At 69.4% G+C, this 24787-nt stretch carries 32 protein-coding genes; 13 read left to right on the forward strand and 19 right to left on the reverse strand.

Translation table 11 applies throughout. The features are described 5' to 3' along the window. Positions 1–25: 25 nt before the first annotated feature. From EQ874_RS16015 to menD, 4 genes are all read right to left on the reverse strand, one after another. Positions 26–727: a demethylmenaquinone methyltransferase gene (locus tag EQ874_RS16015; protein WP_026002958.1), complete on the reverse strand. Its 702-nt coding sequence runs from the start codon at positions 725–727 to the stop codon at positions 26–28. Between the two features lie 39 nt (positions 728–766). Next, entirely contained in the window at positions 767–1909 is a 1143-nt protein-coding gene (locus EQ874_RS16020) for a glycosyltransferase family 1 protein (protein ID WP_064062586.1), read from the reverse strand. A gap of 82 nt (positions 1910–1991) precedes the next feature. Beyond that, positions 1992–2444: a DUF3592 domain-containing protein gene (locus EQ874_RS16025; protein ID WP_064062587.1), complete on the reverse strand. Its 453-nt coding sequence runs from the start codon at positions 2442–2444 to the stop codon at positions 1992–1994. Then, the gene (gene menD / locus EQ874_RS16030) at positions 2441–4060 is read right to left on the reverse strand and encodes a 2-succinyl-5-enolpyruvyl-6-hydroxy-3-cyclohexene-1-carboxylic-acid synthase (protein ID WP_129977365.1); all 1620 of its coding nucleotides are present in this window, start codon (positions 4058–4060) and stop codon (positions 2441–2443) included. Before menD ends, EQ874_RS16025 begins: the two co-directional genes overlap by 4 nt. 52 nt (positions 4061–4112) lie before the next feature. Here menD and EQ874_RS16035 point away from each other — a divergent pair, with 52 nt between their 5' ends. Both EQ874_RS16035 and EQ874_RS16040 read left to right on the forward strand, forming a co-directional pair. After that, complete coding sequence (locus EQ874_RS16035) at positions 4113–4742, forward strand: flavin reductase family protein (RefSeq protein ID WP_084421375.1); 630 nt, start codon at positions 4113–4115, stop codon at positions 4740–4742. A 66-nt stretch (positions 4743–4808) separates the two neighbouring features. Beyond that, positions 4809–5669 carry a siderophore-interacting protein gene (locus tag EQ874_RS16040; protein WP_165369263.1) on the forward strand — a complete coding sequence of 287 codons (861 nt, stop codon included), beginning with the start codon at positions 4809–4811 and terminating at the stop codon, positions 5667–5669. A gap of 93 nt (positions 5670–5762) precedes the next feature. Here EQ874_RS16040 and EQ874_RS16045 read toward each other — a convergent pair whose 3' ends face one another. The 3 genes from EQ874_RS16045 to EQ874_RS16055 form a co-directional block, all read right to left on the reverse strand. Beyond that, positions 5763–6203, reverse strand: coding sequence for a hypothetical protein (locus EQ874_RS16045; RefSeq protein ID WP_016933854.1), 441 nt, complete (start codon positions 6201–6203; stop codon positions 5763–5765). Positions 6204–6276: 73 nt separating this feature from the next. Further along, on the reverse strand, positions 6277–7272 hold the full coding sequence (locus EQ874_RS16050; RefSeq protein ID WP_129977369.1) for an o-succinylbenzoate synthase: 996 nt from the start codon (positions 7270–7272) through the stop codon (positions 6277–6279). Then, positions 7269–7901 carry a PaaI family thioesterase gene (locus tag EQ874_RS16055; RefSeq protein WP_129977370.1) on the reverse strand — a complete coding sequence of 211 codons (633 nt, stop codon included), beginning with the start codon at positions 7899–7901 and terminating at the stop codon, positions 7269–7271. The genes EQ874_RS16050 and EQ874_RS16055 overlap by 4 nt, the downstream gene beginning before the upstream one ends. A 64-nt stretch (positions 7902–7965) precedes the next feature. Here EQ874_RS16055 and EQ874_RS16060 point away from each other — a divergent pair, with 64 nt between their 5' ends. Further along, positions 7966–8859, forward strand: a complete 894-nt coding sequence (locus tag EQ874_RS16060) for a 1,4-dihydroxy-2-naphthoyl-CoA synthase (RefSeq protein WP_016933851.1) — start codon at positions 7966–7968, stop codon at positions 8857–8859. A gap of 77 nt (positions 8860–8936) precedes the next feature. Here the strand turns inward: EQ874_RS16060 and EQ874_RS16065 are convergent, their stop codons facing one another. After that, positions 8937–9233, reverse strand: coding sequence for a DUF4193 domain-containing protein (locus EQ874_RS16065; protein ID WP_016933850.1), 297 nt, complete (start codon positions 9231–9233; stop codon positions 8937–8939). Positions 9234–9417: 184 nt separating this feature from the next. On the opposite strand from EQ874_RS16065, the gene EQ874_RS16070 reads away from it, so the two are divergent. The 7 genes from EQ874_RS16070 (at position 9418) to EQ874_RS16100 (ending at position 14252) form a co-directional block, all read left to right on the forward strand. After that, positions 9418–9864, forward strand: a complete 447-nt coding sequence (locus tag EQ874_RS16070; RefSeq protein WP_242496781.1) for a hypothetical protein — start codon at positions 9418–9420, stop codon at positions 9862–9864. Position 9865: 1 nt separating this feature from the next. Next, complete coding sequence (locus tag EQ874_RS16075; protein ID WP_129977374.1) at positions 9866–10249, forward strand: VOC family protein; 384 nt, start codon at positions 9866–9868, stop codon at positions 10247–10249. 193 nt (positions 10250–10442) lie between these two features. Further along, positions 10443–11624, forward strand: a complete 1182-nt coding sequence (locus EQ874_RS16080) for an inorganic phosphate transporter (RefSeq protein ID WP_064062593.1) — start codon at positions 10443–10445, stop codon at positions 11622–11624. Continuing rightward, on the forward strand, positions 11621–11881 hold the full coding sequence (locus tag EQ874_RS16085; protein WP_064062594.1) for a hypothetical protein: 261 nt from the start codon (positions 11621–11623) through the stop codon (positions 11879–11881). The genes EQ874_RS16080 and EQ874_RS16085 overlap by 4 nt, the downstream gene beginning before the upstream one ends. Positions 11882–11893: 12 nt before the next feature. Beyond that, positions 11894–12193, forward strand: coding sequence for a DUF3349 domain-containing protein (locus EQ874_RS16090; RefSeq protein WP_016934446.1), 300 nt, complete (start codon positions 11894–11896; stop codon positions 12191–12193). Then, entirely contained in the window at positions 12190–13335 is a 1146-nt protein-coding gene (menE, locus tag EQ874_RS16095) for an o-succinylbenzoate--CoA ligase (RefSeq protein WP_129977375.1), read from the forward strand. The genes EQ874_RS16090 and menE overlap by 4 nt, the downstream gene beginning before the upstream one ends. 47 nt (positions 13336–13382) lie before the next feature. Next, the gene (locus tag EQ874_RS16100) at positions 13383–14252 is read left to right on the forward strand and encodes a 1,4-dihydroxy-2-naphthoate polyprenyltransferase (protein WP_129977376.1); all 870 of its coding nucleotides are present in this window, start codon (positions 13383–13385) and stop codon (positions 14250–14252) included. A gap of 27 nt (positions 14253–14279) precedes the next feature. On the opposite strand, the gene EQ874_RS16105 is transcribed toward EQ874_RS16100, so the two are convergent. Beyond that, the gene (locus EQ874_RS16105; RefSeq protein ID WP_064062597.1) at positions 14280–14669 is read right to left on the reverse strand and encodes a phage holin family protein; all 390 of its coding nucleotides are present in this window, start codon (positions 14667–14669) and stop codon (positions 14280–14282) included. A 111-nt stretch (positions 14670–14780) separates the two neighbouring features. On the opposite strand from EQ874_RS16105, the gene EQ874_RS16110 reads away from it, so the two are divergent. Then, a complete protein-coding gene (locus EQ874_RS16110) occupies positions 14781–15785 on the forward strand; it encodes a hypothetical protein (protein WP_129977377.1) in 1005 nt (334 codons plus the stop codon). Between the two features lie 19 nt (positions 15786–15804). On the opposite strand, the gene EQ874_RS16115 is transcribed toward EQ874_RS16110, so the two are convergent. From EQ874_RS16115 to EQ874_RS16130, 4 genes are all read right to left on the reverse strand, one after another. Next, complete coding sequence (locus tag EQ874_RS16115) at positions 15805–16365, reverse strand: Clp protease N-terminal domain-containing protein (RefSeq protein ID WP_207213560.1); 561 nt, start codon at positions 16363–16365, stop codon at positions 15805–15807. A 5-nt stretch (positions 16366–16370) separates the two neighbouring features. Continuing rightward, a complete protein-coding gene (locus EQ874_RS16120) occupies positions 16371–16586 on the reverse strand; it encodes a helix-turn-helix domain-containing protein (RefSeq protein WP_129977379.1) in 216 nt (71 codons plus the stop codon). Positions 16587–16661: 75 nt separating this feature from the next. Beyond that, positions 16662–17759 (reverse strand): PLP-dependent cysteine synthase family protein, encoded by a 1098-nt coding sequence (locus tag EQ874_RS16125; RefSeq protein ID WP_064062599.1) that lies wholly within the window; start codon positions 17757–17759, stop codon positions 16662–16664. Beyond that, a complete protein-coding gene (locus EQ874_RS16130) occupies positions 17756–18139 on the reverse strand; it encodes a DUF4229 domain-containing protein (RefSeq protein WP_129977380.1) in 384 nt (127 codons plus the stop codon). The genes EQ874_RS16125 and EQ874_RS16130 overlap by 4 nt, the downstream gene beginning before the upstream one ends. A gap of 208 nt (positions 18140–18347) precedes the next feature. On the opposite strand from EQ874_RS16130, the gene EQ874_RS16135 reads away from it, so the two are divergent. Together EQ874_RS16135 and EQ874_RS16140 are read left to right on the forward strand one after the other, a co-directional pair. Further along, on the forward strand, positions 18348–18557 hold the full coding sequence (locus EQ874_RS16135) for a BldC family transcriptional regulator (protein ID WP_006552323.1): 210 nt from the start codon (positions 18348–18350) through the stop codon (positions 18555–18557). Positions 18558–18763: 206 nt separating this feature from the next. After that, positions 18764–18964 carry a hypothetical protein gene (locus tag EQ874_RS16140; RefSeq protein WP_016932633.1) on the forward strand — a complete coding sequence of 67 codons (201 nt, stop codon included), beginning with the start codon at positions 18764–18766 and terminating at the stop codon, positions 18962–18964. On the opposite strand, the gene EQ874_RS16145 is transcribed toward EQ874_RS16140, so the two are convergent. The 6 genes from EQ874_RS16145 to EQ874_RS16170 are packed head-to-tail and all read right to left on the reverse strand — an operon-like array spanning position 18946 to position 24761. Then, positions 18946–20001: a MinD/ParA family protein gene (locus EQ874_RS16145; protein ID WP_064062601.1), complete on the reverse strand. Its 1056-nt coding sequence runs from the start codon at positions 19999–20001 to the stop codon at positions 18946–18948. The genes EQ874_RS16140 and EQ874_RS16145 overlap by 19 nt on opposite strands. Before the next feature lie 51 nt (positions 20002–20052). Further along, positions 20053–21024 carry a c-type cytochrome biogenesis protein CcsB gene (gene ccsB / locus EQ874_RS16150; RefSeq protein WP_129977381.1) on the reverse strand — a complete coding sequence of 324 codons (972 nt, stop codon included), beginning with the start codon at positions 21022–21024 and terminating at the stop codon, positions 20053–20055. Then, on the reverse strand, positions 21024–22691 hold the full coding sequence (locus EQ874_RS16155; RefSeq protein ID WP_016932636.1) for a cytochrome c biogenesis protein ResB: 1668 nt from the start codon (positions 22689–22691) through the stop codon (positions 21024–21026). Before EQ874_RS16155 ends, ccsB begins: the two co-directional genes overlap by 1 nt. Then, positions 22688–23509, reverse strand: a complete 822-nt coding sequence (locus tag EQ874_RS16160; protein WP_129977382.1) for a cytochrome c biogenesis CcdA family protein — start codon at positions 23507–23509, stop codon at positions 22688–22690. Before EQ874_RS16160 ends, EQ874_RS16155 begins: the two co-directional genes overlap by 4 nt. After that, the gene (locus EQ874_RS16165) at positions 23509–24114 is read right to left on the reverse strand and encodes a TlpA disulfide reductase family protein (RefSeq protein ID WP_026002952.1); all 606 of its coding nucleotides are present in this window, start codon (positions 24112–24114) and stop codon (positions 23509–23511) included. Before EQ874_RS16165 ends, EQ874_RS16160 begins: the two co-directional genes overlap by 1 nt. After that, on the reverse strand, positions 24111–24761 hold the full coding sequence (locus tag EQ874_RS16170; RefSeq protein WP_016932639.1) for a histidine phosphatase family protein: 651 nt from the start codon (positions 24759–24761) through the stop codon (positions 24111–24113). The genes EQ874_RS16165 and EQ874_RS16170 overlap by 4 nt, the downstream gene beginning before the upstream one ends. Between the last annotated feature and the right edge of the window lie 26 nt (positions 24762–24787).

The raw sequence follows: 24787 nt of genomic DNA on the forward strand, positions 1-24787 counted from the left end.
GCACTACAGCGGTACCGACGCGCGGCTACGTGCGCACCGCGCGGTGCAGCGCCGTGATGCCACCGGTGAGATTGCGCCACTTCACGTCGCTCCATCCCGCGGCCTCGATGCGCCGGGCGAGCTGTTCCTGATCGGGCCAGGCCCGGATCGATTCGGCGAGGTAGACGTAGGCGTCGGGATTGCTGCTGACCGCCCGCGCGACCCGTGGCAGCGTCCGCATCAGGTACTCCATGTACACCGTGCGCAGCGGTTCCCGCACGGGCGTGGAGAACTCGCACACCACCAGGCGCCCGCCCGGCTTGACCACGCGGGCGATCTCGCGCAGCCCCTCGTCCGGGTCGGCGACGTTGCGCAGTCCGAAGGAGATGGTCGCGGCGTCGAAGACCGCGTCGGCGAACGGCAGTCGCATCGCGTCGCCGGCGACCATCGGGACGTTGCGGAACTCGCCGGCGTGCAACATGCCCTTCGAGAAGTCGGTGGCGACGACCCACGCGCCGGAGCGTCCCAGTTCGACGGTGGACACCCCGGTGCCCGCGGCGAGGTCGAGTACGCGCTCGCCCGGCTTCAGATCGAGTGCCGCCCGGGTCGCGCGACGCCACCCGCGGTCCTGTCCGAACGACAGGACGGTGTTGGTCAGGTCGTAGCGTGCAGCCACCCCGTCGAACATGGACGCGACCTCACGCGGGTCCTTGTCGAGCGACGCGCGTGATCCCTGAGTTGTTGCCACGGCCGAAACGTTACCCGCTCCCCTGCCGGGCCTCGGCCGTCATGCCGCCCCGTGGAGAGAGTGCACGGGCAGGCCCTGAACGCGGTTGTAGTGTGCAAGAAGCTGCTCGCACACCACCGGCCAGGTGCGTCCGAGCACTCCACGGCGCGCCGCACGCCCGAATTCGTCCCGGACCCCGGGAGCGAGCAGCGCGTCGACGGCTCCGGGCAGCAACTCGGCGAACCGGTCCACGGGCAGGCGGTAACCGTTGCGGCAGTGGGCGACGAGGTCTCGGGGGCCACCTGCGTCCGGCACGATCGCCGGGACTCCGCTCGCCAGTGCTTCCTGCACGGCCTGGCAGAAGGTCTCGTGTTCGCCGGGGTGGACGAACACGTCGAGGCTCGCGTAGGCACGGGCCAGTTCCTCTCCCCCGAGCTGTCCGGTGAACACGGCCGACGGCAGGTGCCGTTCGAGCCGCGACCGTTCGGGACCGTCGCCGACCACGACGAGCTGCAACCGCGGGTCGTGGGCGAGGGTCGCGAGCCGTTCGACATGTTTCTCGGGCGCGAGGCGCCCCACGAAACCCACGATCGGGCGGCCCTCCGGCGCCCAGCGGGCGCGCAGATCCTCGTCCCGCCGGGACGGCGCGAAACGATCGGTGTCGATGCCCCGCGACCAGCGCTGCACGCGCGGGATGCCGTGGGCGACGAGGGCGTCCACAGCGGCGGTCGAGGGCGCGAGGGTGAGATCGCAACCGCGGTGCAGGCGCCGCGTCCATCGCCAGGACGCACGCGCCGCGAGGCCGAGCCCGTAGCTGGAGGCGAATCCGGCCACATCCGTCTGGTAGACCGCGACCGCCGGAACGTCGAGGCGTCCCGCGGCGGCGAGACCGCCGGCACCGAGCACGAACGGGGACGCGAGGTGCACCACGTCCGGTGCGAAATTCCGCAGGACCGGAAGGAGCTCCGGGCCGGGTACACCGATCGGGAGGGAGCTGATCCTCGGTACCCGCACGGCCGGTAGGCGGTGGACGGGTGTCCCGTGATGGTCGGACGGAGCGGGCGGACCACCGGCGACCGTGTCGGGCGCGACGACCAGCGCATCGTGGCCGGTGCGGTCGAGGTGCTCGAGGATGCGGAGCACCGAGTTGGTGACACCGTTGACGTTCGGAAGGAAGGATTCCGCGACGATGGCTACTCGCACCCCGCCAGCGTGGCGAGGTTCCGGGTCGAGCAGGTGCGCCCTCGGTGACCGGCGAGCGAAGTCGCGGCGAACGTTCCGTTCGTCACATCCGCAGCCGCCGATCCTGCCTTCCGCGAGCGGGAGCGGGAGCGACGCCGCCCTTCCGCCCGAGCCGGATCAGCAGGGGCGTGGCGATCATCCATGTGACGACGATCACGGATCCGGTGGGGATCAGTGCGACGCGGGCATCGCGTCCGGTCACTCGCACGAGATCGGGATCGCTGCGGGCGTACTCGACGGCGATCCGCTGACCGGCGGTCAACCCCGTCGGGTACAGGACCCCGAGTTCGGGATTGTGCGTGACGCCGTCGGGGGTGACGAAACTCACCGCCGAGCGGAGGGATCCGGCCGAGAGCACCTCCGCGACGGCCGTCCCGGTGTCGGACCGGATGGTGAGGTCGTTGCGGAGTGCGCCGAGGAACAGGATCACCGCGAGACCGGAGATCGCCACCGCGACGACGAGAACCGCGCGCCGCGCGCGCTCGGATCCGCTCACAGCTGCGCTCGCACCGCCGCGTGGAGTTCGCGCAGCCCTGCCCGGTCGGTGGTGACCTCGACGACGCGAACGCCTGCGGGCGGCGGCGCCGTATCGGCGAGGGCCAGAGCGAGTCCCTGCAGATCCACCCGCTCGTGCGGAATTCGGTAGGCCGCGCACAGCGCCGCGAGGTCCATGCCGTGCGGAGTGCCGAAGACACGCTCGAAGACACCCGCGTACTGCGGGTCGCCCTGTTCGAGCAGTTCGAAGATTCCGCCGCCGTCGTCGTTGGCGACGACGATGGTGAGATTCTGCGGACGCGGTTCGGACGGCCCGATGAGCAGACCCGACGCGTCGTGCAGGAAGGTCAGGTCGCCGAGCAGCGCGACGGTCCGTCCCTGCTCGTAGGCCAATGCGGCACCGAGCGCGGTGGACACGGTGCCGTCGATCCCCGCGACACCGCGGTTCGACAGCACCTTCACCTCCGGCTTCGGGTAGCCGACGAGCGCAGCGTCGCGCACCGGATTCGACGCGCCGAGCAGCAGCTGGTCGCCGGGCTTCAAGGCGTCCGTCACGATCGCGGCGACGTGCAGCCCGGTGGGCTTCGGATGCCCGTCGAGCTGGGCGCGCACGGCCTTGTCGGTGTGCGCCGACAGCTGGCGGCACCGTTCGAGCCACGCCTCGTCGGGTGTTCCCGACACCACCGCGCGGGTGCCGGTCGCGATGACGTTGCCCGAGACGTCGGGCCAGCGCGGACCGGTGGTCAGCGCGTACACCGCGACGGCGGGGTCGGCGAGCAGGTTCGACACCGGCCGGTGCAGTGTGGGCCGGCCGGTGATGATCGCCTGCCGCGGCTTCAGGTGCGGCAGCGCCATCGGATGCAGCGGAATGCCGTGCAGCGGGGCAGTGGGTTCGGCGACGGTCGGCAGCCCGGACAGTTCGGAGCGGAGCGCCGAGCCGTGACCGGAGATCACGACCGTGTCGGGGGTCAGGTCGATCTCGAGTGGGACGTCGAGAGTGGCGTGCACCGTCGTGGTCCAGGCCTTGCCGCCGGGACGTCCCTCGGGCACCGGGCCCTTCGCGTCGAGCTCGGGCACGAGCGGTTCGCGCAGCGGGATGTCGAAGTGGACCGGGCCCGCGTTGCCCGATCGGGTCCCCCGGGCAGCGGCGAGGACGCGCGACACCGCCGAACGCCACTGACTGTTCTGCTCGATGCCTTCGGCGAGACCGAGGCTGATGGTCGCGCGCACCTGGCTGCCGAACAATCCGAGCTGCTCGACGGTCTGGTTCGCGCCGGATCCGAGCAACTGGTAAGGACGGTTGGCGCTGAGCACGACCAGCGGCACGCGGGCGTAATTCGCCTCGAGCACGGCCGGCGCGAGGTTGGCCACGGCGGTACCCGAGGTCATGACGACGGGAACGGGACGACCCGAGGCCAGTGCCAGACCGATCGCGAGGAATCCGGCGGTGCGCTCGTCGATACGCATGTGCAGGCGCAGACGCCCCGCGCTGTCGGCGGCCTGGAGCGCGAAGGCGAGTGGCGCGTTGCGCGAGCCCGGGCACAGCACGACGTCCCGGACACCACCCCGGGCGAGTTCGTCGACGACAGCGGTGGCCTGGGCAGTGGACGGATTCACGAAGTCCAGGGTAATTGCGCCGCAAGTGTGGCCGGGGGCAGGTGCGGTCAGAATGGAGCGCGTGCGCACAGTCTTCGATCCCGCCGAGTCGAGCCCGGGCCGCTTCTATCGCCTTCTCACCGCGACAATCGTGCCGAGACCCATCGCGTGGGTGTCCACGGAGGCGGAGGACGGTGTGTTCAATCTCGCGCCGTACAGCTTCTTCACCGTCGCCAGTACCTCACCGCCGGTCGTGCAGTTCACCTCCGTGGGGCGTAAGGACAGTCTGCGGAACATCGAGCAGACGGGCGAGTTCGTGATCAACATCGCGACCGTGCCGTTGATGGAGAAGGTCAACGCCTCGTCGGCGGCGTTCCCGCACGATATCGACGAGTTCACGGAAGTGGGCCTGCACGCCGAGCCGAGCGAGCGGGTGCGGCCGCCGCGGGTCGCGGAGGCGCCCGCGTCGATCGAGTGCCGGCTGCACCGCGTGATCGAGATCGGCGACTCGTTCGTCGTGATGGGTGACGTGCTGGCCGTGACGGTCGATCCGGCGGTGCTGGCGGAGGACGGTGCACCCGACTTCGCGGCCCTCGGCGCGGTGAGTCGGCTGGGACGGGCGGAATGGGGACTGACACCCGAGGTGCGGAGACTCGAACGTCCCGGCACTCCCCGAGGTCGCTCCGAGCCGGAGCGAACATAGGTTAGGCTTCGCTGAACGATTGTCGGGATGCCGTGTGGCGCATCCGTACAACCCACGGAGGGTCGCATGGCGAAGACCACGGGAACCGCGCGGCGCAATCCGTACATCAAGCCGGCCTCCCGGCGCATGGTGCGCGCGCAGGTACTCGCCGCCGAACGGATCAGCCCGACCTTCGTCCGCATCACCGTGGGGGGCGAGGACGTCGACTCGATCGCACCCATGGGTTTCGACCACTGGTTCCGCATGTTCCTCCCCGCCCCGGGCCGGCAGGAACCGACTCTTCCCCGTGCGACCGACGACCGCTGGTGGCCCGAATATCAGGAACTGCCCGAGGAGCGCCGCCCGGTGCTGCGGAACTACACCATCCGCCGCGTGCGACCTGCGGGCGCGGGACTGTTCGGCACGACCTCCGAGATCGAGATCGACTTCGCGTCGCACGGGGATCTGGGTCCGGCATCGGCGTGGGCGGAACGGGCGAAGCCCGGCGACGAGATCGGCATCCTCGACGAGGGCATCAGCACTCTGCCCCTCGACGAAGCACGTTCGTGGCTGCTCGTCGGTGACGAGAGCGCGGTGCCCGCCGTCGCCGGCATCCTCGGGTCGATTCTCGCCGCCGATCCCCTCGCGGCCGTGGAGGTGTTCGTCGAAGTTCCGCACCCCGACGATCTCACCGCCCAGGACCTGCCGACGGGCGAGAACGTGCAGGTGCATCCGGTGATCAGAACGGATGCGCAGGCCGTCCCGGGCAGTCTGGTCGCCGATGCGGTGCGGGAGGCGGCCCCGTCGCCGGATTCCACCCATGCGTTCGTCGCGGGCGAGTCGTCGCTCGCGACCGGCGTGCGCCGCCATCTCGTGCGTGAGTGCGGCTGGGACCGGTCGGCGGTGACCTTCATCGGATATTGGAAGTACGGCGAGCCCGTCTACTGAAGGCCCGAATCCCCTCGAAACGACGAACGCCGCGGCACCGACCGGCGAACCGGTTCGGGACCGCGACGTTCTGGTGTCGCTGGTGTCGGCGGGTCAGCCCGCGTGCTTCTGGATGAGATCACCCAAGCGCGGCAGCGCCTCGACGACGTGCTTCTTGGCCGAGGGACGCAGCGAGTCGTAGACCTTCTTGACGCCGGCCTTCGACGTGCCGGCGATGCGCTCGTCCGTCACTCCGAGAAGAGCGTCGGCGACGACCTCGCCGCGGGCGACCAGGTAGTCCGAGAACGAACCGTTGCCTGCGTACTCCACCCAGAACGGCTGGAGCTTCTCGACGAATTCGGGCAGAAGACCTTCGACCGCGCCCGGCACGATGCCCGGGCCGACCTTCTTCACTGCTGCGTAGCCACCCTTGAGGGCGAGACCGGACGCACCCTTCTTGTCCGACACCTCAGCATCGATCAGGGCTTCGACGTCTGCCTTGACCGCCGGGAACTTGTCGGCGCCGAGGAGGGCATCGCCCAGAGCTGCAACCACTTTCACTGCCTCCGTAGATGTGACACTTGTGACCGTTGGGACGCGGGGAACGATATACGACGATTCCGCCGCATCACAGTCCGCGTCCGGCGAGCACCGTACGGCAACGCCGCAGCCGTTCGCACCACCACTCGACGCGGTCGGGATCGGCTCGCAGCGCATCGAGCATGTCCGGTTCGGGCGCGACGGGGACGACGTCGAGCGCGCCCTCGGACAGGTGCAGAGCGGGGGCGACATCGGCCTCGAAGAATCCTCCCGTGCCGAGTCCGCAGGCGTAGGGAAGCTCCGGCAGGGCCGCTGCCGCGGCGAGGCCGGTGGCGATGCCCACCGCGGAGTCGAGGGCACTCGAGACGACCACCTCGACGCCGTGACCGGCCAGTTCGCCGGCGAGCGCGACCAGACGTCGGACCCCGCCGAGCGGCGCGACCTTCACGATCGCGACGTCCGCTCCCCCGGCGTGCACGACACGCAGCGGGTCCTCGGCCCGGCGGATGCTCTCGTCCGCGGCGATGCGCACGCCGGGCAGGCGCCGGCGCACCTCGACGAGTTCGGGCACGGTCGCGCACGGCTGCTCGGCGTATTCGAGCGGGGCATCGGCGGTGAGCGCCGTGAGCGCTCGGACGGCCTCGTCCACGCTCCAGCCGCCGTTGGCGTCGATCCGCACGTTCGGTAGGTGTTCGCGCACGGCGCGGACGCGGGCGAGGTCCTGCGCGAGGTCCTGCCCCGGCTCCGCGACCTTCACCTTCGCGGTGCTCGCACCGGGGAAACGGGCGAGCACGTCCGCGACCCGCTCCGGGCCCACGGCGGGCACGGTGGCGTTCACGGCGATCCGGGAACGCCGCGCGGGCGGATACCCCTGCCAGGCGGCCTCGATCGCCGACTGCAACCAATATGCCGCCTCGTCGTCGCCGTACTCGGGGAACGGACCGAATTCTCCCCACCCCGCGGGTCCGCGCAGCAGCAGGACTTCGCGCTCGGTGATACCGCGGAAGCGGACACGCATGGGCAGCGAGACGACGGCGGCTCCGTCGAGGAGTTCGTCGGCGGACGGCAGCGGACGGGGGGTCACCGCTGGCCCGGCAGCAGCTGGATCATGAGGGCCTCGCAGTCGGCGAGGAGCGTGCCGTCGGTTTCGCGCAATTCGGCCGCACAGAAGATCTTGCGGCCCTCGACGCGCTCGACTCTCCCCTCGACGACGAGCTCGGTCCCGAGCGGCGTGATCTTGCGATAGTTGATGTGGAGATAGCCGGTGCGCGCGATGGGATGCCCCGAGGCGTGGACGACCATGCCGAACAGGTCGTCGAAGAGCAGCGGCAGGGTTCCACCGTGCGCCGCTCCGTTGCCGCCGCGGTGATAGAGCCGGAAGACGCCTCGGGAGCGGACCGATTCCTCGTCGAACTTTTCGATCTGCCAGGGCAGCATCAGCAGGCTGCCGCGACCCGGAAGGTCGGGATTGAAACCGGCCGGGGACCTGCCCTCGGGAACGCGATGGGGAGCGAGCAGATCACCGAGCGCCTCGGCCTGCTCGATCGCGCGGTCGATCACCTCGTCGGGTGCGTGGGTGGACACCGCCAGGTCCTGCAGCCGTCGCAGCGCTTCGACGAATCGACCGTAGTTCGGCCCCGCCTTCACCGGTTCGTAGACCGGGAATCCGCCGTGATGCTCGTAGTCGTCGCGGGGGTCGGTCTGCTCGCTCATGCCTGTGCACGTTATCGGGCCGCAGGTCGCGGCGGACCGGTGCCCGGCCCTTTATGGTGGCGAGGTGACCTTCGATCCAGAACTGTGGCGCCCGGTACCCGGGTTCGAGAACCTCACCGACATCACCTACCACCGACACGTCACGCAGGGCACCGTCCGCGTCGCGTTCGACCGCCCCGAGGTGCGCAACGCGTTCCGTCCGCACACGGTGGACGAGCTCTACCGCACACTCGACCACGCGCGGACCACCTCCGACGTCGGCGTCGTGCTGTTCACGGGCAACGGCCCGAGCCCGAAGGACGGCGGATGGGCGTTCTGCTCCGGCGGCGACCAGCGGATCCGCGGACGCAGCGGCTACCAGTACGCGAGCGGCGAGACCGCCGACACGGTCGACAAGGCCCGTGCCGGCCGCCTGCACATCCTCGAGGTCCAGCGACTGATCCGGTTCATGCCGAAGGTCGTCATCGCGCTGGTCAACGGCTGGGCCGCCGGTGGCGGGCACAGCCTGCACGTCACGTGCGACCTGACACTCGCCTCCCGCGAGCACGCCCGCTTCAAGCAGACCGACGCCGACGTGGGCAGCTTCGACGGCGGCTACGGCAGCGCCTACCTCGCCAAGATGGTCGGCCAGAAGTTCGCGCGCGAGATCTTCTTCCTCGGCGACACCTACACGGCCGAGGAGATGCACCACATGGGTGCGGTCAACAAGGTCGTCGACCACGACGAGCTCGAGAACGTCGCGCTGGAGTGGGCGCAGAAGATCAACGGCAAGTCGCCGCAGGCCCAGCGCATGCTCAAGTACGCCTTCAACCTGCAGGACGACGGTCTCGTCGGCCAGCAGTTGTTCGCGGGCGAGGCCACGCGTCTGGCGTACATGACGGACGAAGCGATCGAGGGTCGCGATGCCTTCCTCGAGAAGCGCGACCCGGATTGGTCGCCCTATCCGCATTACTACTGATCCTGACGCGGTGAATCGGGCTTCGCCCCTGCTACAGCAGGCGCACGGCCCGGTTCACCGCGTGAGGCGTGTGATCGTCAGACGCAGTCGCCGCAGAATGCCTGCTCGCCGTCACCCGTGGCGCGACGGCTGTGGTGCTGGACGAGGAAGCAGCCCATGCAGGTGAACTCGTCCGACTGCTTGGGCAGGACCTGGACCGAGAGCTCTTCCGCCGACAGCGCCGACAGGTCGGCGCCGGGCAGATCGAGGGTCTCGAGGATCTCGCCTTCGTCGGTGTCGGCGGCCGCGGTGGGCTTCAGGTCCAGCTCGTCCAGGGCAGTGCCACCGCCGCCCAGGATGTCGGTGGTGCGGGGAGCGTCGTAGTCGGTCGCCATGGCAGTTCTCCTCACTCGATGTCAGCGGTGCCGCGCAGCCACGGCGTGCGGCTGCGACGGACCCGCTGTGGCAGGCCGGCGCTGTCACGGGCCCGTTGCCGTCAGTAATGTCCCAACCGAAGCTTCGTCAAACACATATGTCCAGTTATGTTCGAACCGTGTGCTCTCGGGCACACTGTGGGTCATGACCGACCGCCAGAGTCCGCGAACCGCCCACACCCGCCCGCACGGCGTCTCCGACGCCACCGTCGAAGCGACCGGCAAACTGTCCGAGGCCCTCGAGACCGTCGAGCAGGCGCGGGGCCATCTCTACGCCTTCCACCAGCTGATGGGCCGCGCCGATCTGCTCACCGGCGACGCCGAGGAGCTGATGCGCAAGGCCGGGCACGACGACATCGCCGAGCGACTCGGCACCGAGATCATCGGACGCAACATCGCCGAGGGACGCTGGACCTTCCAGCTCGTCGAGGAGTTCGACGACGGCTACTGGTCGGATCTCCGGAATTTCGAGAAGCAGGTACGCGACGAACTCGTGCAGGGCCGCCGTCACCTGTTCGAAGCCGAGATGAAGGAGTCGCGGCGCACGCACGGCCGCCGGCATCACGAGGCCCGCCCGGCCGAGGAGCAGTGACGTGGAGATCCTCAGCAGCCGCACGATCCTCCGCCCGCGCGATTACGAGGCCGCCCTCGAGTTCTACGGCTCGACGCTCGGGCTGGCCGTCGCGCGGGAGTATCCCGGCGGAACGGTCTTCTTCGCGGGGCAGTCGCTCATCGAGATCGCCGCGCACGGTCGGCCCGACGACACCGGCGAGGTCTTCCACGGTGCCCTGTGGCTCCAGGTGCGCGACGTCCACGACGCGGAGGCCGAGCTCGCGCGCAAAGGTGTGCACATCGTCCGCGGCGCGAAACAGGAGCCGTGGGGGCTGCACGAGCTGTGGCTCGCGGATCCCGACGGGATTCCGATCGTCCTGGTGCACATCCCCGAGGACCATCCGCTGCGCCGCGACCTCCGCTGACGGATCGAGTTACCCGGCTGCGTCCGGAAGCAGTCCCGCAGCGCCGGTGATCTTGCACACAAGCCATGTGGTCTGCTCTCGACTCCGCGCATGGTCGGAGTCCGAAAGAACCACGGCGGCGCGACGACGCGACACAGAATTCACACCCCCGTCGCTGTACATTCACCTGCCCGCTACCCCACAATCGACAGACGTGACCGCAGAGTTCGTCGTGCTCCTGGTGGTGGTCGTCACTGCCCTCGCATTCGATTTCACCAACGGCTTCCACGACACCGGCAATGCCATGGCGACATCCATCGCCACCGGCGCCCTCAAACCGAAAATCGCGGTCACTTTGTCCGCGACCCTCAACCTCGTCGGCGCCTTCCTGTCCGTGGAAGTCGCCGCGACCGTCGCGAAGGGTGTCGTCGACCTCGACACCGTCGGCGGTAGCGATCTGTTGCTCATCGTCTTCGCCGGTCTGGTGGGCGCGATCCTCTGGAATATCGCGACCTGGCTGTTCGGCTTGCCGTCCAGTTCGTCGCACGCCCTGTTCGGCGGGCTCATCGGTGCCGCGCTCGCGTCGATCGGTGTCCAGGGTGTGGTGTGGGACGGCGTACTGGGCAAGGTCCTGCTCCCGGCTGTGCTCGCGCCCGTCATCGCCGCACTCGTGTCGACGGTGGGTATCTGGTCGATGCACCGCCTCACGCGTCCGGTCTCCATCGAGAACCGCGACCGGGGATTCCGGATGGGCCAGATCGGCACCGCCTCCCTGATGTCGCTCGCTCACGGCACCAACGACGCGCAGAAGACCATGGGCGTGATCTTCCTGGCCCTCGTGGCGCACGGCAGCATCACCGCCGACACCGAGATGCCGTTCTGGGTCAAGGTCGCGTGTGCCGTGGCGATCGCCCTGGGCACCTATCTCGGCGGTTGGCGCATCATCCGGACGCTGGGTAAGGGCCTCGTCGAGATCGCCCCGCCGCAGGGCCTGGCCGCCGAGTCGTCCTCGGCGGCGATCATCCTCACCTCGAGCCACTTCGGGCTGCCACTGTCGACCACGCATGTCGCCACGGGATCGATCCTGGGGACGGGCCTGGGAACCAAGGGCGCCGAGGTGCGCTGGTCGGTGGCACGGCGGATGGTCGTCGCGTGGCTGATCACCCTGCCGTGTGCCGCGGTCGTCGGAGCCGTCTGCTGGGCGATCGCTCATATGATCGGCGGGATGCCCGGTGTTCTCGTGGTCTTCGCCATCCTGTGCGGTCTGGCCCTGTTCATGTGGCTCCGCTCGCGCCGGCAGCCCATCGACGCCTCCAACGTCACCGCCGAGTGGGACGACTCGCTCGCCCCGACGCCGGGTGCCTCCGAAGCGGTCACCGGGGAAGGACGCTCGTGAACCTGCTGACGCACACCCTCGACTCGTTGTGGCAGGTGGTTCTCGTGGGCCTGCTCCTCGGCGCGGGCCTGCCCTGCCTCTTCGCGTTGGGGGTCCGCGCGCTCGACACCGGTCGCGGCAGCGACGGCACCCCGAATCCCGCGGCCAAGACCGCGGCCGTGCTGTGCTTCGCCGTGGTGGCCTGTGCAGTCCTGGCAGGAATCCTCCTGCTGGCCGACGACTTCCTCGCCGGAACGTTCGGCATCGACATCTTCTGATCGGAGTGACGGGTGGCCCTCCCGCCGTTTCTCGCTTCCATCGTCGAGTGGCTCCGCGCCGGTTACCCCGAAGGGGTGCCGGAGCAGGACTACGTACCCTTGTTCGCGCTGCTCGCGCGGCGCCTGTCCGACGAGGAGGTCGCCCAGGTCGCGGACACGCTGATCGAGGACGGCGACCTCTCGATCACCCGCATCGACATCGCAGTCCTGATCAGCAAGATCACCAACAACATGCCGTCGCCCGACGACGTGGACCGGGTCCGCCGCCAACTCGAGGCGGGCGGATGGGACACGACACAATACGATCTGTGACCACACTCGAGCTTCTTCCCGTCCCCGCCGGGGCCGCCGTCCGCTCCGTGCTGCCCGGCCTGCGGCGGATGCTCGACGGTGACGGACCGGCACTGCTCCCCGTCCCTGCCGGGGACGAACGGGAGACACTCCGGCTCACCGACGCGCTGCACCCGGGTGAGCCTGTCGCGGACGGCGTCGGCCTGGTGGTCGCAACCTCCGGCACGACCGGCACCCCGAAAGGCGCCCTGCTCTCCGCGGACGCACTGCGTGCGAGCGGCGACGCCACCCACGCCCGGCTGGGCGGAACGGGCTCGTGGCTGCTGGCGCTGCCCGCCCATCACATCGCGGGCATGCAGGTGCTGCTGCGCAGCCTCCTCGCGGGAACCGAACCCGTCGTCGTCGACGTGTCCGCCGGTTTCGATCCCGAGGTTCTGCCGGAAGCGGTGGACGCCGTACCGGGCCCTCGCAGGTACAGCTCGATGGTCCCCACCCAGCTGATCAAGGCTCTCGACCATCCCGACGCGACCGCGGCGCTCGCCCGCCTCGACGCGATCCTGCTGGGCGGTGCCGCGACTCCCGTGCCGGTCCTGGAACGCGCCCGTGCGGCCGGAATCACGGTGGTCCGTACCTACGGCATGAGCGAGACCTGCGGCGGCTGCGTCTACGACGGCGTGCCCCTCGACGGGGTGCAGGTGCGGGTCGACACCGACTCGCGCGTGTGGCTCGGCGGCGCGACCCTCGCCTCGGGTTACCGGAACCTGCCCGACCATCCGGCCTTTGCCGAACCCGGCTGGTTCCGCACCGACGACGCGGGCACGTTCGAGAACGGGGTCCTGCACATTCTGGGACGACTCGACGAAGCCATCTCGACCGGTGGTCTCACGGTGGTCCCGCAGGTGGTCGAGGCCGTACTCGTCGAGCACCCGGCCGTACGGGAGGTCGCGGTGGTGGGTCTGCCGGACACCCGGCTCGGTCAGCGCGTCGCGGCGGTCGTCGTGCCCGTTCCCGGCGCCGTACCGACGCTCGCGGAGCTCCGCGACCATGTCACGGCGACGCTGGACGCGACCGCCGCGCCGCGTGAGCTGCAGGTCGTGGACGCGCTGCCTCTGCGCGGACCGGGCAAGGTGGATCGCCGCGCCCTGGTGTCCCGCTTCTCCTGACCGGTGCGCGCGACTCGCCGAACCGGCCCGGGTGCGAAGATCGACCCATGGCAACGGCTGGTCAATGGCTCGAAGGCGCTCGTCCGCGCACCCTCCCCAACGCGATAGCGCCCGTCCTGGCAGGCACGGGCGCTGCGGCGTGGCTCGGCGAGGCCGTGTGGTGGAAGGCACTGCTCGCACTGATCGTCGCGCTCGGACTGATCATCGGCGTGAACTTCGCCAACGACTACTCCGACGGTATCCGCGGCACCGACGACGAGCGGGTCGGCCCGATGCGGCTGGTCGGCTCGGGCGCAGCGAGCCCCGGCGCCGTCAAGCGCGCGGCGTTCGTGTGCTTCGGTATCGCGGCGGTCGCGGGACTCGCCCTCGCTCTCACCACCGCGTGGTGGCTCGTCCTCGTCGGCGCGGTCTGCATCGCCGGTGCCTGGTACTACACCGGCGGAAAGAACCCCTACGGCTACAGCGGCTTCGGGGAGATCGGCGTGTTCGTCTTCTTCGGGCTCGTCGCGGTGCTGGGCACACAGTTCGTCCAGGCCGGGCGCATGGACCGGGTGGGCCTGGCGTGCGCGATCGCCGTCGGCTCGATCTCGACGGCCGTGCTGGTCACGAACAATCTCCGCGACATCGCCACGGACACGGAGACCGGCAAGCGGACCCTCGCGGTCAAGCTGGGCGACCCGAGGACCCGCACACTGCACCTGGTGCTGGTCGTCGTGCCGTTCGTGATGTCGCTCGTGCTGGTCGCGGCGACGCCCTGGGCGCTCGCCGGCTTCCTCGCCGCGCCGTTCGCGATCCGCGCGCACAAGCCGGTCCGGGCCGGTGCTCTCGGTCTCGCGCTGATTCCGGCGTTGAGCGATTCGGGTGTCGCGATGCTGGTGTGGGCGGTGGCCACCGCACCCGCGCTGGCCTTCGGCTGACCGTGACGCGGGCGCGGAGACGGGAGGTCAGTCCCCGTCGGGCACGACCAGTCCGAGGACGAAGTTGACGATCGCGATGATCACGCCGCCCCACAGGGCGGCCCAGAACCCGTCGATCGTGAGCCCGTACTCGGTGAATCCGCTCAGCCACGCGGTGAGCAGCAGCATCAACGCGTTGACGACCAGCAGGAACAACCCGAGGGTGAGAATCACCAGCGGCAGCGACAGCAGCTTCACCAGTGGTTTCACGAGTGCGTTGACGATCGTGAAGATGAGTGCGAGGACGACGAGGGTGACGACCTTGCGGGTCGTGTCGGATGTGCCCGCGGCATCGGTGTAATCGATCCCGTCGACCAGCTCGACCGCGAGCCACAATCCGACCGCGTTGATGATCAACCGCAGTATCAGAGAAATCATGGTGCCACTGTGGCACACGGCGTCCGGTCCCGGAACGGGCGAATCGGGCGCGCACGGGGCCACCCCTCCCCCTCAGGGGTCTCTCAGCGACGCTCGGTAGCGTCGACGAGCGTGCGTTCACGTCTTCTCCCCCTGTTCCTCGCCGTGGCCGGACTGCTCCTCGTGGGCACGGGTGCGGTGTTCGCCTGGACCGATCACCCCGAGCCGGCGGTCGCGGCCGCTGCGGACCAACCGGCCCCCTCGGCGGACGGCGTCGACGAGGCCCGGAGCAATCTGCAGCGGGCCGGACTGCCGTTGTCGGTGCTCGGCGGCGGGGTCGGGCAGCTGACGGAGGGCAGTACCCAGCTCGACGACGGCGCCCGGCAACTGTCGGACGGCCTCCGGCAGGCACGCGCCGGCGGTGAGCAGCTGGCCGACGGCCTCGGGCAGCTCGACGGCGGTGTCGACATGCTCGGCGACGGTGCTCGTCAGGTCAGCGGCGGCGTCGACGAGGTCGTCGACCGGCTCTCCGGTTTCGGAGAGATGCAAGGGGACGTGACCGCCCGGCTCACCTCCGTCGCCGCCACGCTCGGCGCGTCACCGGATCCGATCTCCCGGAACGCGGCCGCCCAGCTCCGCGGGCTCGTCGAGACCCTGGACACGCAGGGCCTCGGACCGGACACCCTCGACCAGCTCGGACAGTTGCGCGACGGCGCGCAGCAGCTCGCCTACGAACTCACCGATCCGAACGCGCAGTTCGTCGCGGGTATGGCGCAGGCGGCCGACGGGTCGAGGCAGCTACGCGACGGTCTCGTCCTCCTCGACGACGGCGGACGGGCCCTCACGGACGGCACCGGCCAGCTCGTCGACGGTGTCGGCCCGGTGGCCGATGTCGTCGGCGGCATCGCGGACAACGTCCGGTCGGCGACGGAAGCACTGCCGCGCACCGCGGCGGGTGATTCCGCGGCCACGCAGGCCACGGCCGTGCAGGCCGAAGCGGCGGCCGTGCCGGCCGATCGTCTCCGGTGGCCGTTCGCAATGATCGCGATCGGCACCCTCCTGCTCGTCGCGGCGACGGTCGTTCCGCTCGTCGCCGCCCGTCCCGTCGCTGTCGTGCCGGCGCAGGCCGGCCGGTAGCACCGTCCGGAAGTCGGCGTCAGGCGGCGTCGAGGTGCGTGTTCAGCAGTTGCCGTAGCTCGTCGCGCGGAATCCGCGATTCGACGAGAGCAGTGGTCGGTAGATCGTCGCTGCGCAGCAGCCCGAGCAGGATGTGCTCGGGACGGATGACGCGTTCGCGGCGTGCGATCGCCTCTCGCAACGCGAGTTCGAGTGATTTCTTCGCGGCCCGGTCGAACGGGAGGTGCCCGAAGCGGTGCGCGACGCCCCGGCGGTCGGCACTTCCCCGATCGAGCACTCCCTCACCGAAGGCGGCCTCGAGGCGGGTGCGAACCTCGTCGAGATCGATCCCGATCGCTTCGAGCGCCGCGGCGTCCTCGTCCCCCAGCGACGAGTCGGCGGTACGGGCGGCGCGTTCGGAGCGCAGTCCGTCGACCGTCAGGCCGGCCTCCGCGAGCAGTACCCGGAGCGGTTCGTCCGCGGTGACGGCGACCCCGATCAGAAGGTGTGACGCCTCGATCCGGGGGTCGTGCACACGGATCGCCTCTTGCTGGGCTGCCACGACGCCGGATCTGGCACCGTCGGCGAATCGTTCGAACATGTCGATCACCTGCGCTTCCGGGTGTGTTTCTGATGCACCGCCTGGCGGCTGACCCCGAGTTCGTCGGCGATGGCCTGCCAGGACCAGCCCCGCTCGCGGGCGTTCGCCACCTGGACCTCCTCGAGCCGTTCGAGCAGCCGGCGCAGGGCACGCACGGCGTGTAGACCCACTGCGGGATCGGAACTCGCGACGGCAGCGGCGAGGGTGGTGGCTTCACTCATATTGTCAATATAGGTTGACAATGGGGGTGCGTCAACGAAAATTGACAACCGCCAGGTACGCAGGTCGCAGAGGTTCTACCGGGGCCAACGGCCGGTAGCCGTGAACTTCTCCAGCACCGCGAGCGGCCCGGCGAGGTCCATCCCTTCGGCGGCGACCCACTCGTCGGAGAAGTAGGTGTCGGCGTAACGCTCACCGCCGTCGCACAGCAACGTCACGACACTGCCCTCGCGGCCCGCGGCGAGCATCTCGGCGATCAGGCCGAAGGCTCCCCACAGGTTCGTGCCCGTCGAGCCGCCCACGCGACGTCCGAGCGCGGCACTCGCGTGCCGCATGGCAGCGATCGATGCCGCATCGGGCACCCGCACCATCCGGTCGACGACCTCGGGCACGAAGGACGGCTCGACGCGCGGACGTCCGATCCCTTCGATGCGCGAGGACATCCCGGTGGTGTAGTCGGCCGATCCCGTCTCGTATCCGCCGAAGAACGCCGAGTTCTCCGGATCGACGACGGCCAACCGCGTCCGATGCCGGCGGTAGCGGATGTATCGGCCCAGGGTCGCGCTCGTGCCGCCGGTCCCGGCGCCGACGACGATCCACTCCGGCACGGGATGACGCTCGAGGCGCATCTGCGAGTAGATGCTCTCGGCGATGTTGTTGTTGCCGCGCCAGTCGGTGACCCGCTCGGCGTTCGTGAACTGGTCCATGAAGCATCCGCCGAGCTCGTCGGCGAGCCGCTGCGCCTCGGTGTAGATCTCCGGCGGCCGATCGATGTAGTGGCACCGGCCGCCCTGGGCCTCGATGAGCGCCACCTTCGCAGGCGACGTGCGACGCGGCACGACCGCCACGAAGTCGAGGCCGAGGAGGCGCGCGAAGTACGCCTCACTCACGGCCGTGGAACCGGACGATGCCTCGATGATCGGAGTTCCCTCTCGGATCCAGCCGTTGCACAGGGCATAGAGGAACAGCGAGCGCGCCAGACGATGCTTGAGGCTGCCCGTGATGTGCGTCGACTCGTCCTTGAGATAGAGAGCGATGCCCCAGTCCCCCGGGAGCGGATAGCGGAGGAGGTGGGTGTCGGCGCTGCGCTGGGCGTCGGCCTCGATGAGCCGGACGGCGTTGTCGACCCAGTCCCGGGCTGCGCTGCGGTCGACGACCGCTCCGGGCGTGGTCACCGCCCGTTCTCGCCGCGCATGCGCTTCTCGAGGTCGGCTCGGTCGGTGCGGCGACGCTCGTCGACCGCGGCGATGCCCTCGTTGACACGACGGCGGAGCGCGGAGAACAGCACGAGCGAGACGGGCAGCGCGATGAGCACGCCGAACAGGGCGGCGACGAGGAGCGGGATTTCCACCCCGAACGCACGGGGAACGTAGAGAATGAGCAGAGTGAGCACGACCACGAGGGCGAGCCGGGCCACCGAGTACAACGCGACGTCCCGGATCAGGGACCCGGTCCCCGTCCGGCGGCCGTCGGCCGTGGCGCCCCCGCCCCGAGGGTGTGGGGTGCGCTGGGAAGGGGTATCCGAGGGTTCGTTCCGGCGTTCGTCGTTCACCAGTCCAGGTTAACCGGCCGCCGGGACCACGAGTTCGGAGACGATTGCCGGAAGTCGGACATCCGTCCGTTTTGTCTATTACTTCCGCTTTACCAACCGTAGACCGTTCGAGCAACCAGGGGTGTCGGTGCCACCATGGGCTTGGACATCCCGATCGAACAACTCGATCGCGTCGAACAACTCGATCACGACAACCGGGAGGACATTCGCAATGAGCGCACCCACTTTCAACGGCGCGAAGGAATCCCTGCTGACCCCGGGTCAGGTGGCGGCCCTGTTCCATGTGGATCCCAAGACCGTCACCCGGTGGGCCCACGCCGGCCGACTGGGCTCGCTGCGGACCCCGGGCGGACACCGCCGCTTCCGTGAGTCGGAGGTCCTGGCACTCCTCCGCTCGCTCACCACCGAAGCAACGCGCTGATCGGAGCACGCACGACTCTTCGAGTCGGCACATCGCACTTCCGGCGTGCACCTACCGGGCCTCGTCCGCCCACTCGCGGAACCCACGTGCCGGACCCGGTTCCGCACACATAGACTGTGGACGAACCGTGCTGCGCGCGCCGCAGCCCGGAGGTGCACGGCGAGGGCGCATCCTCGTCCGGCACTGCCACGGTCAGGAGGTGCAACGTGCTCTATTTGTTGGCACTCATCGGTGCGGTGACCCTCGCCGTCCTGCTGTGGAAGGCGTACGGTCCCGCATCTCGTCCGCCGACCCGCGTGGTCGGCCCGGACGACGATCCCGACTTCCTGTGGAAGGTCGATCGCGAGGTGCACCGCCGCCGCAGCGGCGACGGCACGACCGAGTCCGATCAGGAGCGGGGCGACTGACCGCTCGCACTGCGGACCGAACCACCGGCCGAACCGTCGCGTCCCTGCGCGTCGCGCCACCGGCCTTCGTTCCGCTGGGCGCCGAAACCGTCTGCGATATCCGCGGCGAGTCCGAGGAGGGCACGCCGCGTTCTCCTGTGCACCCGCTCCAGGTCGATCTCCGCGCCTTCTTCGAGGTGGGGATCGAAAGGTAGGACGTGTACCGTGCGGCAACGCTGTTCGAAATGCCGCACCACGAGGTCGAGATCGACCTTGCCCGATCCCGGCCGCACCGCGTTGACCACGGCCACCGATCGCTCGACGAGTTCGCGGTAACCGTGTGCGTCGAGCCAGTCGAGCGTCGCCGAGGCGCTGCGGGCGCCGTCCACCGAACCCGAACTGATCACGACCAGCGTGTCGGCGTTCTCGAGGATCGCGCTCATGGCCGAGTGCATGAGTCCGGTCCCGCAATCCGTGAGCACGATGCTGTAGAACCGGTCGAGCAGGCCCAGCGTCCGCTCGTAGTCGCCGGCGCTGAACGCCTCGGAGACCGCCGGGTCGGTGTCCGAGGCGAGCACCTCGAGACGGTGCGTGTTCTGCGAGGTGTAGGCGCGGACGTCCGCATACGTCTCGAGCAGTGCCTGGTCGCGCAGCAGTGTGCGCACGGTGGCCGGAGTCTGGTCGGCCACCTTCTGGCTCAGCGTGCCCCGGTCCGGATTCGCGTCGACCGCGACGACCCGATCACCGCGCAGCTCTGCGAAGGTCGAGCCGAGGGTGACCGTCGTGGTCGTCTTCCCCACCCCGCCCTTGAGGCTCAGCAGGGCGATCCGATGGCAGCCGTACAACGGTGCACGGACCCGCTCGGCCAGCTCGTCCTTGCGTTGCTGCCGGAAACTCTCCCCGACGTGGACGCGACCACCGGTCGCCCGGTGGACCACCCGCCGCCAGCCCTTCCGCGGCGGGGCTGCGACCGGCCGTACCAACAGCGACGAATCCAGCGCTGTCGCATCCAGAGCGTTCCCGTCGAGCCCCCACGACTCGATACCGGACCCATCCACCGCGTTCTCCCCCCGTCGACTGTCACGGACGACGGGGGGACGATAGCAGCCTCAGTTGAGCCCGGCGTACGAGTGCAGGCCCGAGACCACCATGTTGATGATGAACAGGTTGAACAGCATCGCGACGAACCCGACGACGTTGATCCAGGCCGCACGGGTGTTACGCCATCCGGAGGTCGCGCGGGCGTGCAGATAGGCGGCGTAGACCACCCATGTGATGAACGAGACCGTCTCCTTCGGGTCCCATCCCCAGAACCGTCCCCATGCCGCCTCGGCCCAGATCGCACCGAGGATGATGCCGACACCGAAGAGCGGGAACCCGATGATCGTGGTGCGGTAGGCGAGCCGATCGAGGGTCTGGGCGTCCGGCAGACGCTCCGCGAGCGCTGCGAACACTCCGCTGTGCTCCTCGCCCTTCGGGAAGCGGATCCGCAGAAGGAACAGCAGACTCGCCACGCCCGAGACGAGGAAGATGCCGCTGCCGACACTGATGATCGTCACGTGGATCGGCAACCAGAACGACTGCAGGGCGGGAACCACGGGAGCAGCGTCGGCGTACAGCACCGTCGCCGCGAGGAACATGAGGATCAGGACGGGGGCCAGCAGGTAGACCCACATCGTGCGGTAGGCCGGCCTGCGCAGGACGACCAGGCCGAAGATCACAGCGGCGGCGCACGCCATCGCCACGAACTCGTACATGTTGCCCAGCGGGAACCGCTCGGTGGCCAGGCCGCGCAGCACGATGGAAGTGACCTGCAGTCCGGCGACCACGACGACCAGTGCGCGTCCCATGTTGCCGACACGCTGCGACAGGGTGCGCCCGGGGGTCTGGTCGATCCGTCCCGGTCCGGCAGGGGCCGATCGGGTGCCGGAGGCCACGAGTTCGCGTTCCCGCTGCGCCACCAGGTCGGCCCGGTGGGTCGCGTACTCGGCGACGAGCAGCACCAGCGCCAGCACGAGCACCGCGAACGCCGATTCGAAGGCCCAGTCGCTGTACCGCGCGAGGGTGTCGTTCTGTGTCATCAGTTCTTCTTCTCCTGTGCCGCCGGGGCGGAAGGTGCGTTGTCGCCGAGAAGGCGCTCGACCAGACGGTCGAACTCGTCTCCCCATCCGGCCTGATCGGTTCGTGCGAGGCCGCCGAGCTCTACTACGGTTCGTCGTTCACCGTCGATCACTGTACCGTCCGGGTACGCGCGTGCCCACACTCTGCGTCGTTTGACCAGCAGCGATACGAGCAGGCCGATCATCATGGAGATCGCCGCGACCAGCACCCACTGCTGAACCGGGTCGTGGGAGACCTGCAGGTTGACGAAGTCGGTGGCCTTGTCGAACCGCACCTCGGTGCCGTCGGCAAGTGTCACGCTCTCCCCCGGACGCAGGTTGACGCGGTCCTGTTTCACGAGGCGTCCCTGATTGATCAGTTCCTTGCTGAGCGAGAACAGCGACTGCGGGCTGCCGGTGTCGAGACCGGAGTCGCCCTTGTAGATGTCGATGGCGACGGCCGGGTCCGTCATCGCCGGGAAGATCGATGTGAGCAGTGTGCCGTGGAACGACGCCGTCGGCGCGAACAGTCCCTCGATGGCGATCTGGTTCTTCCGGCGCTCGTCGGCGTCGGGGAACATGCCGCCGGGCGGGTCGAAGCGCATCGCGCCGCTGCTGAGGAAGGTCGTCGCGTCGTCCGGTGCCCACTGCAGCGTCTCGGTACGGGTCTCACCGTTCGGCCAGGTGACCGTGAAGGTCGGAGCGTAGCCGTGGCCCTGCAGGTACACACGGTCGCTGCCGACGCGCAGCGGATGATTGACCTTCAACTGCGCGTCGCGCCAGGTGTTCGTGACGAGATCGTCGCCGTACTGGTACTCGATGTCGGAGGTGAACATCTCCGCCTGCCCGTTGTCGAGATAGTCGGCGGCGAAGGTGTGCACCCGTACGCACATCGGGTTCAGTCCGGTCCCGTCGAGCGTGAGACCGGCCCGGAAGGAGTCGAAGGACGCCGGTGATGTCGTGCAGAACTCCTGACCGTTCGCCACGAGGATGCGCTGACCCTCGTAGCCGAGAAGCTTGCCTGCGGCGACCGCGACGAGCAGTCCGACGAGGGAGATGTGGAAGACCAGGTTGCCGGCCTCGCGCAGATAGCCCTTCTCGGCGGAGAGGGTCATCTCGCCGTCGCGCTCCCGGGCACCGCCCTCGCGACGCGCGATCTTCCATCCGCGCAACTGCCCCTGGATGTGCTCGAGGACCGCCTCGGGGGTCTCGGCCACTGTGGTCTGCACATGATGCGGAAGACGCTTCAGGTTGCGGGGTGCGGGGACCGGCGGCGTCCGCAGGGCGCGCAGATGCTCGACGCAACGCGGCAGGATGCAGCCGACCAGCGAGACGAACAGCAGCACGTAGATCGCGGTGAACCAGAAGCTGCCGAAGACGTCGAACAGCTCGAGCCGGTCCATGATCGGGCCGAGGGCCGGACGTGCCGCGATGTACTCGTCGACCTTCTGGTTGTTGAGGCTGCGCTGCGGCAGGAGCGCGCCGGGGATCGCGGCGAGGGCGAGCAGGAACAACAGGACCAGGGCGGTCCGCATCGACGTCAGGCCGCGCCAGGTGTTCCGGACGAGCGCGGCGGCACGTCCGGCCGTGCTCTGCCGGGGCGGAGGCGAGGGTTGCGGGGCGGGCGTCGGGGTGTGTGTCGCGGTCATACGGGCAGAGTCACTTCCGAGATGAACGAGTCACGGATCCAGGACACGAACAGGTCCCATGCGCCGGTGACGAGAGCGATACCGACGGCCACGAGCATCAGGCCGCCGACGATTTGCACGGTACGCGCGTGCGTCCGCAGCCAGCCGACTCCCCGCAATGCCCGCGCCGAACCGAGGGCGAGCACGACGAACGGCAGTCCCAGGCCGAGGCAGTACGCGACGATCAACGCGACCCCACGGGCTGCGGTCGTACCCTCCGTACCCGCCGCGAGCGAGATCACCCCCGCGAGGGTGGGGCCGAGGCAGGGGGTCCACCCGAGCGCGAACACCGCGCCGAGCAGCGGCGCTCCTGCCAGATTGGAGATGCGGCGCGGGGTCGGCCGGGTGTCGCGCTGCAGAGCCGGCACGAGGCCGAGGAAGACCAGACCCATGACGATCGTGATCACACCACCGACCCGCATGAGCAGTTCACGGTTGACGGCGAGCGCGGAGATCGCACCGAAGATCGAGACCGTCGCGAGGACGAACACCACCGTGAAGCCCGCGACGAACAGTGCGGCAGCACCGGCGACCCGGAGCCGTCCGTCGCTGCGGAGCGTCGTCGTACGGGTACCGGCCTGCTCGGCGGTCACGGCCGGAGCCTCGGCTCCCACCACCCCGGCGAGATAGGACAGATAACCGGGAACGAGCGGTACCACACAGGGCGACGCGAAGGAGACGAGACCGGCGAGCAGGCACGCGCCCATCGCCAGCAGCAACGGACCCGACAGGGCCGCGTTCTGGAAGGTCTCGCCGATACCCGACGCCAGGATCGTCATCACCGCTCCGTCTCCGGCTCTGCCGCGACCCGCTCGACGACCGGCTGCAGGTCCTCGGCGAGCAACTCCGTCAGGTACACCGCGGCCACCCGGTGCTCCCGGTCGAGCACGACCGTCGTCGGCACCACCGAGGTCGGATAGTTCCGTCCGAGCGCGAGAAGCGAGCGCATCGGCGGGTCGTAGATCGACGGATAGCCGATCCGCTGATCGGTCACGAAGTCCTGGGCCTTGTCGCGCTGGCTGTCGCGCACGTTGATGCCGAGGAACTGCACCCCGAGATCCTTGGTGGCCTCGTAGACCCGTTCGAGATCGTCGGCTTCGCTGCGGCAGGGGGCGCACCACTGGCCCCACACGTTGAGCACGACCACCTGTCCCTCGTAATCGTCGAGGGAGAGGGTCTCGCCCTCGTTCATGAGGTCTTCCCCGGACAGTTCCCCGAGGGTGCCGCGCTCGGCCGGGGGGTCGTAGAAGATGCGGGTCTGCCCACCGGGCGAGACGAAGTCGAACGTTCCGCCGGTGGCGACGGCGTCGTCGCCGGTGGCACAGGAGGTGAGAAGAACGGCGCCGCAGAGCGCAACGACGGCCGCCCGGAGCACTCTTCTCATGCGCCGTGGACGTTGGGGTCGGAGGCGCCGGCCGGTTCGGAGTACACCAGGTCGACGAGGGTGTCGCCCTCGTAGACCAGGGAGGTCAGCGACGCGAGGCTGCACTGGCGGCGGCGCGGATCGTGCCACAGGCGCTCGCCCTCGAGGAACCGGCGCAGCGTCCACACCGGAAGCTGGTGACTCACGCACACCGCTTCGCGTCCCGCCGCGGCCACGCGCGCGGCGTTGACGGCGGCGAGCATGCGGTGGGCGATCTGCAGGTAGGGCTCCCCCCACGACGGCGTGAACGGATCGCGCAGCTTCCACCAGTGCCGGGGCCGGGCGAGCGCACCGTCGCCGACCGAGACCTTGAGGCCCTCGAAGTCGTTGGCCGCCTCGATGAGGTTCTCGTCGGTGCGGATCTGCAGTCCGTGCTTCTCCGCGATCGGAGCGGCCGTCTGCTGCGCCCGGTCGAGCGGCGATGCGACCACGTGCGCGATGTCGTGGTCGGCCAGCGAGGCCGCGACCGCTCGTGCCTGCGCTTCGCCGGTCACCGACAACCGGAATCCGGCCAGGCGACCGTAGAGGATGCCGGAGGGGTTGTGGACCTCTCCGTGGCGGAGCACGTGCACGATCGTGCGGGTCTCGGACGGGGCGGCGTCGGTCACGTCGATTGTTCCTCGAGGGGTGTGGA

It is taken from the genome of Rhodococcus sp. Q1 (assembly GCF_004153645.1).
GTDB classification, from domain to species: Bacteria; Actinomycetota; Actinomycetes; order Mycobacteriales; family Mycobacteriaceae; genus Rhodococcus; species Rhodococcus gordoniae.

Excerpts from the sequence above, each read along its gene's own strand:
- EQ874_RS16135 (WP_006552323.1), top strand. The coding sequence starts at position 18,348 with ATGAGCGCACCCACTTTCAACGGCGCGAAGGAATCCCTGCTGACCCCG.
- EQ874_RS16065 (WP_016933850.1), bottom strand. The coding sequence starts at position 9,233 with ATGGCGACCGACTACGACGCTCCCCGCACCACCGACATCCTGGGCGGC.
- EQ874_RS16040 (WP_165369263.1), top strand. The coding sequence starts at position 4,809 with ATGGCGAAGACCACGGGAACCGCGCGGCGCAATCCGTACATCAAGCCG.
- EQ874_RS16105 (WP_064062597.1), bottom strand. The coding sequence starts at position 14,669 with ATGATTTCTCTGATACTGCGGTTGATCATCAACGCGGTCGGATTGTGG.
- ccsB (WP_129977381.1), bottom strand. The coding sequence starts at position 21,024 with ATGACACAGAACGACACCCTCGCGCGGTACAGCGACTGGGCCTTCGAA.
- EQ874_RS16120 (WP_129977379.1), bottom strand. The coding sequence starts at position 16,586 with ATGAGTGAAGCCACCACCCTCGCCGCTGCCGTCGCGAGTTCCGATCCC.
- EQ874_RS16070 (WP_242496781.1), top strand. The coding sequence starts at position 9,418 with ATGACCGACCGCCAGAGTCCGCGAACCGCCCACACCCGCCCGCACGGC.
- EQ874_RS16160 (WP_129977382.1), bottom strand. The coding sequence starts at position 23,509 with ATGACGATCCTGGCGTCGGGTATCGGCGAGACCTTCCAGAACGCGGCC.
- EQ874_RS16055 (WP_129977370.1), bottom strand. The coding sequence starts at position 7,901 with ATGAGCGAGCAGACCGACCCCCGCGACGACTACGAGCATCACGGCGGA.
- EQ874_RS16165 (WP_026002952.1), bottom strand. The coding sequence starts at position 24,114 with ATGAGAAGAGTGCTCCGGGCGGCCGTCGTTGCGCTCTGCGGCGCCGTT.
- EQ874_RS16035 (WP_084421375.1), top strand. The coding sequence starts at position 4,113 with ATGGAGCGCGTGCGCACAGTCTTCGATCCCGCCGAGTCGAGCCCGGGC.
- EQ874_RS16100 (WP_129977376.1), top strand. The coding sequence starts at position 13,383 with ATGGCAACGGCTGGTCAATGGCTCGAAGGCGCTCGTCCGCGCACCCTC.
- EQ874_RS16115 (WP_207213560.1), bottom strand. The coding sequence starts at position 16,365 with ATGTTCGAACGATTCGCCGACGGTGCCAGATCCGGCGTCGTGGCAGCC.
- EQ874_RS16155 (WP_016932636.1), bottom strand. The coding sequence starts at position 22,691 with ATGACCGCGACACACACCCCGACGCCCGCCCCGCAACCCTCGCCTCCG.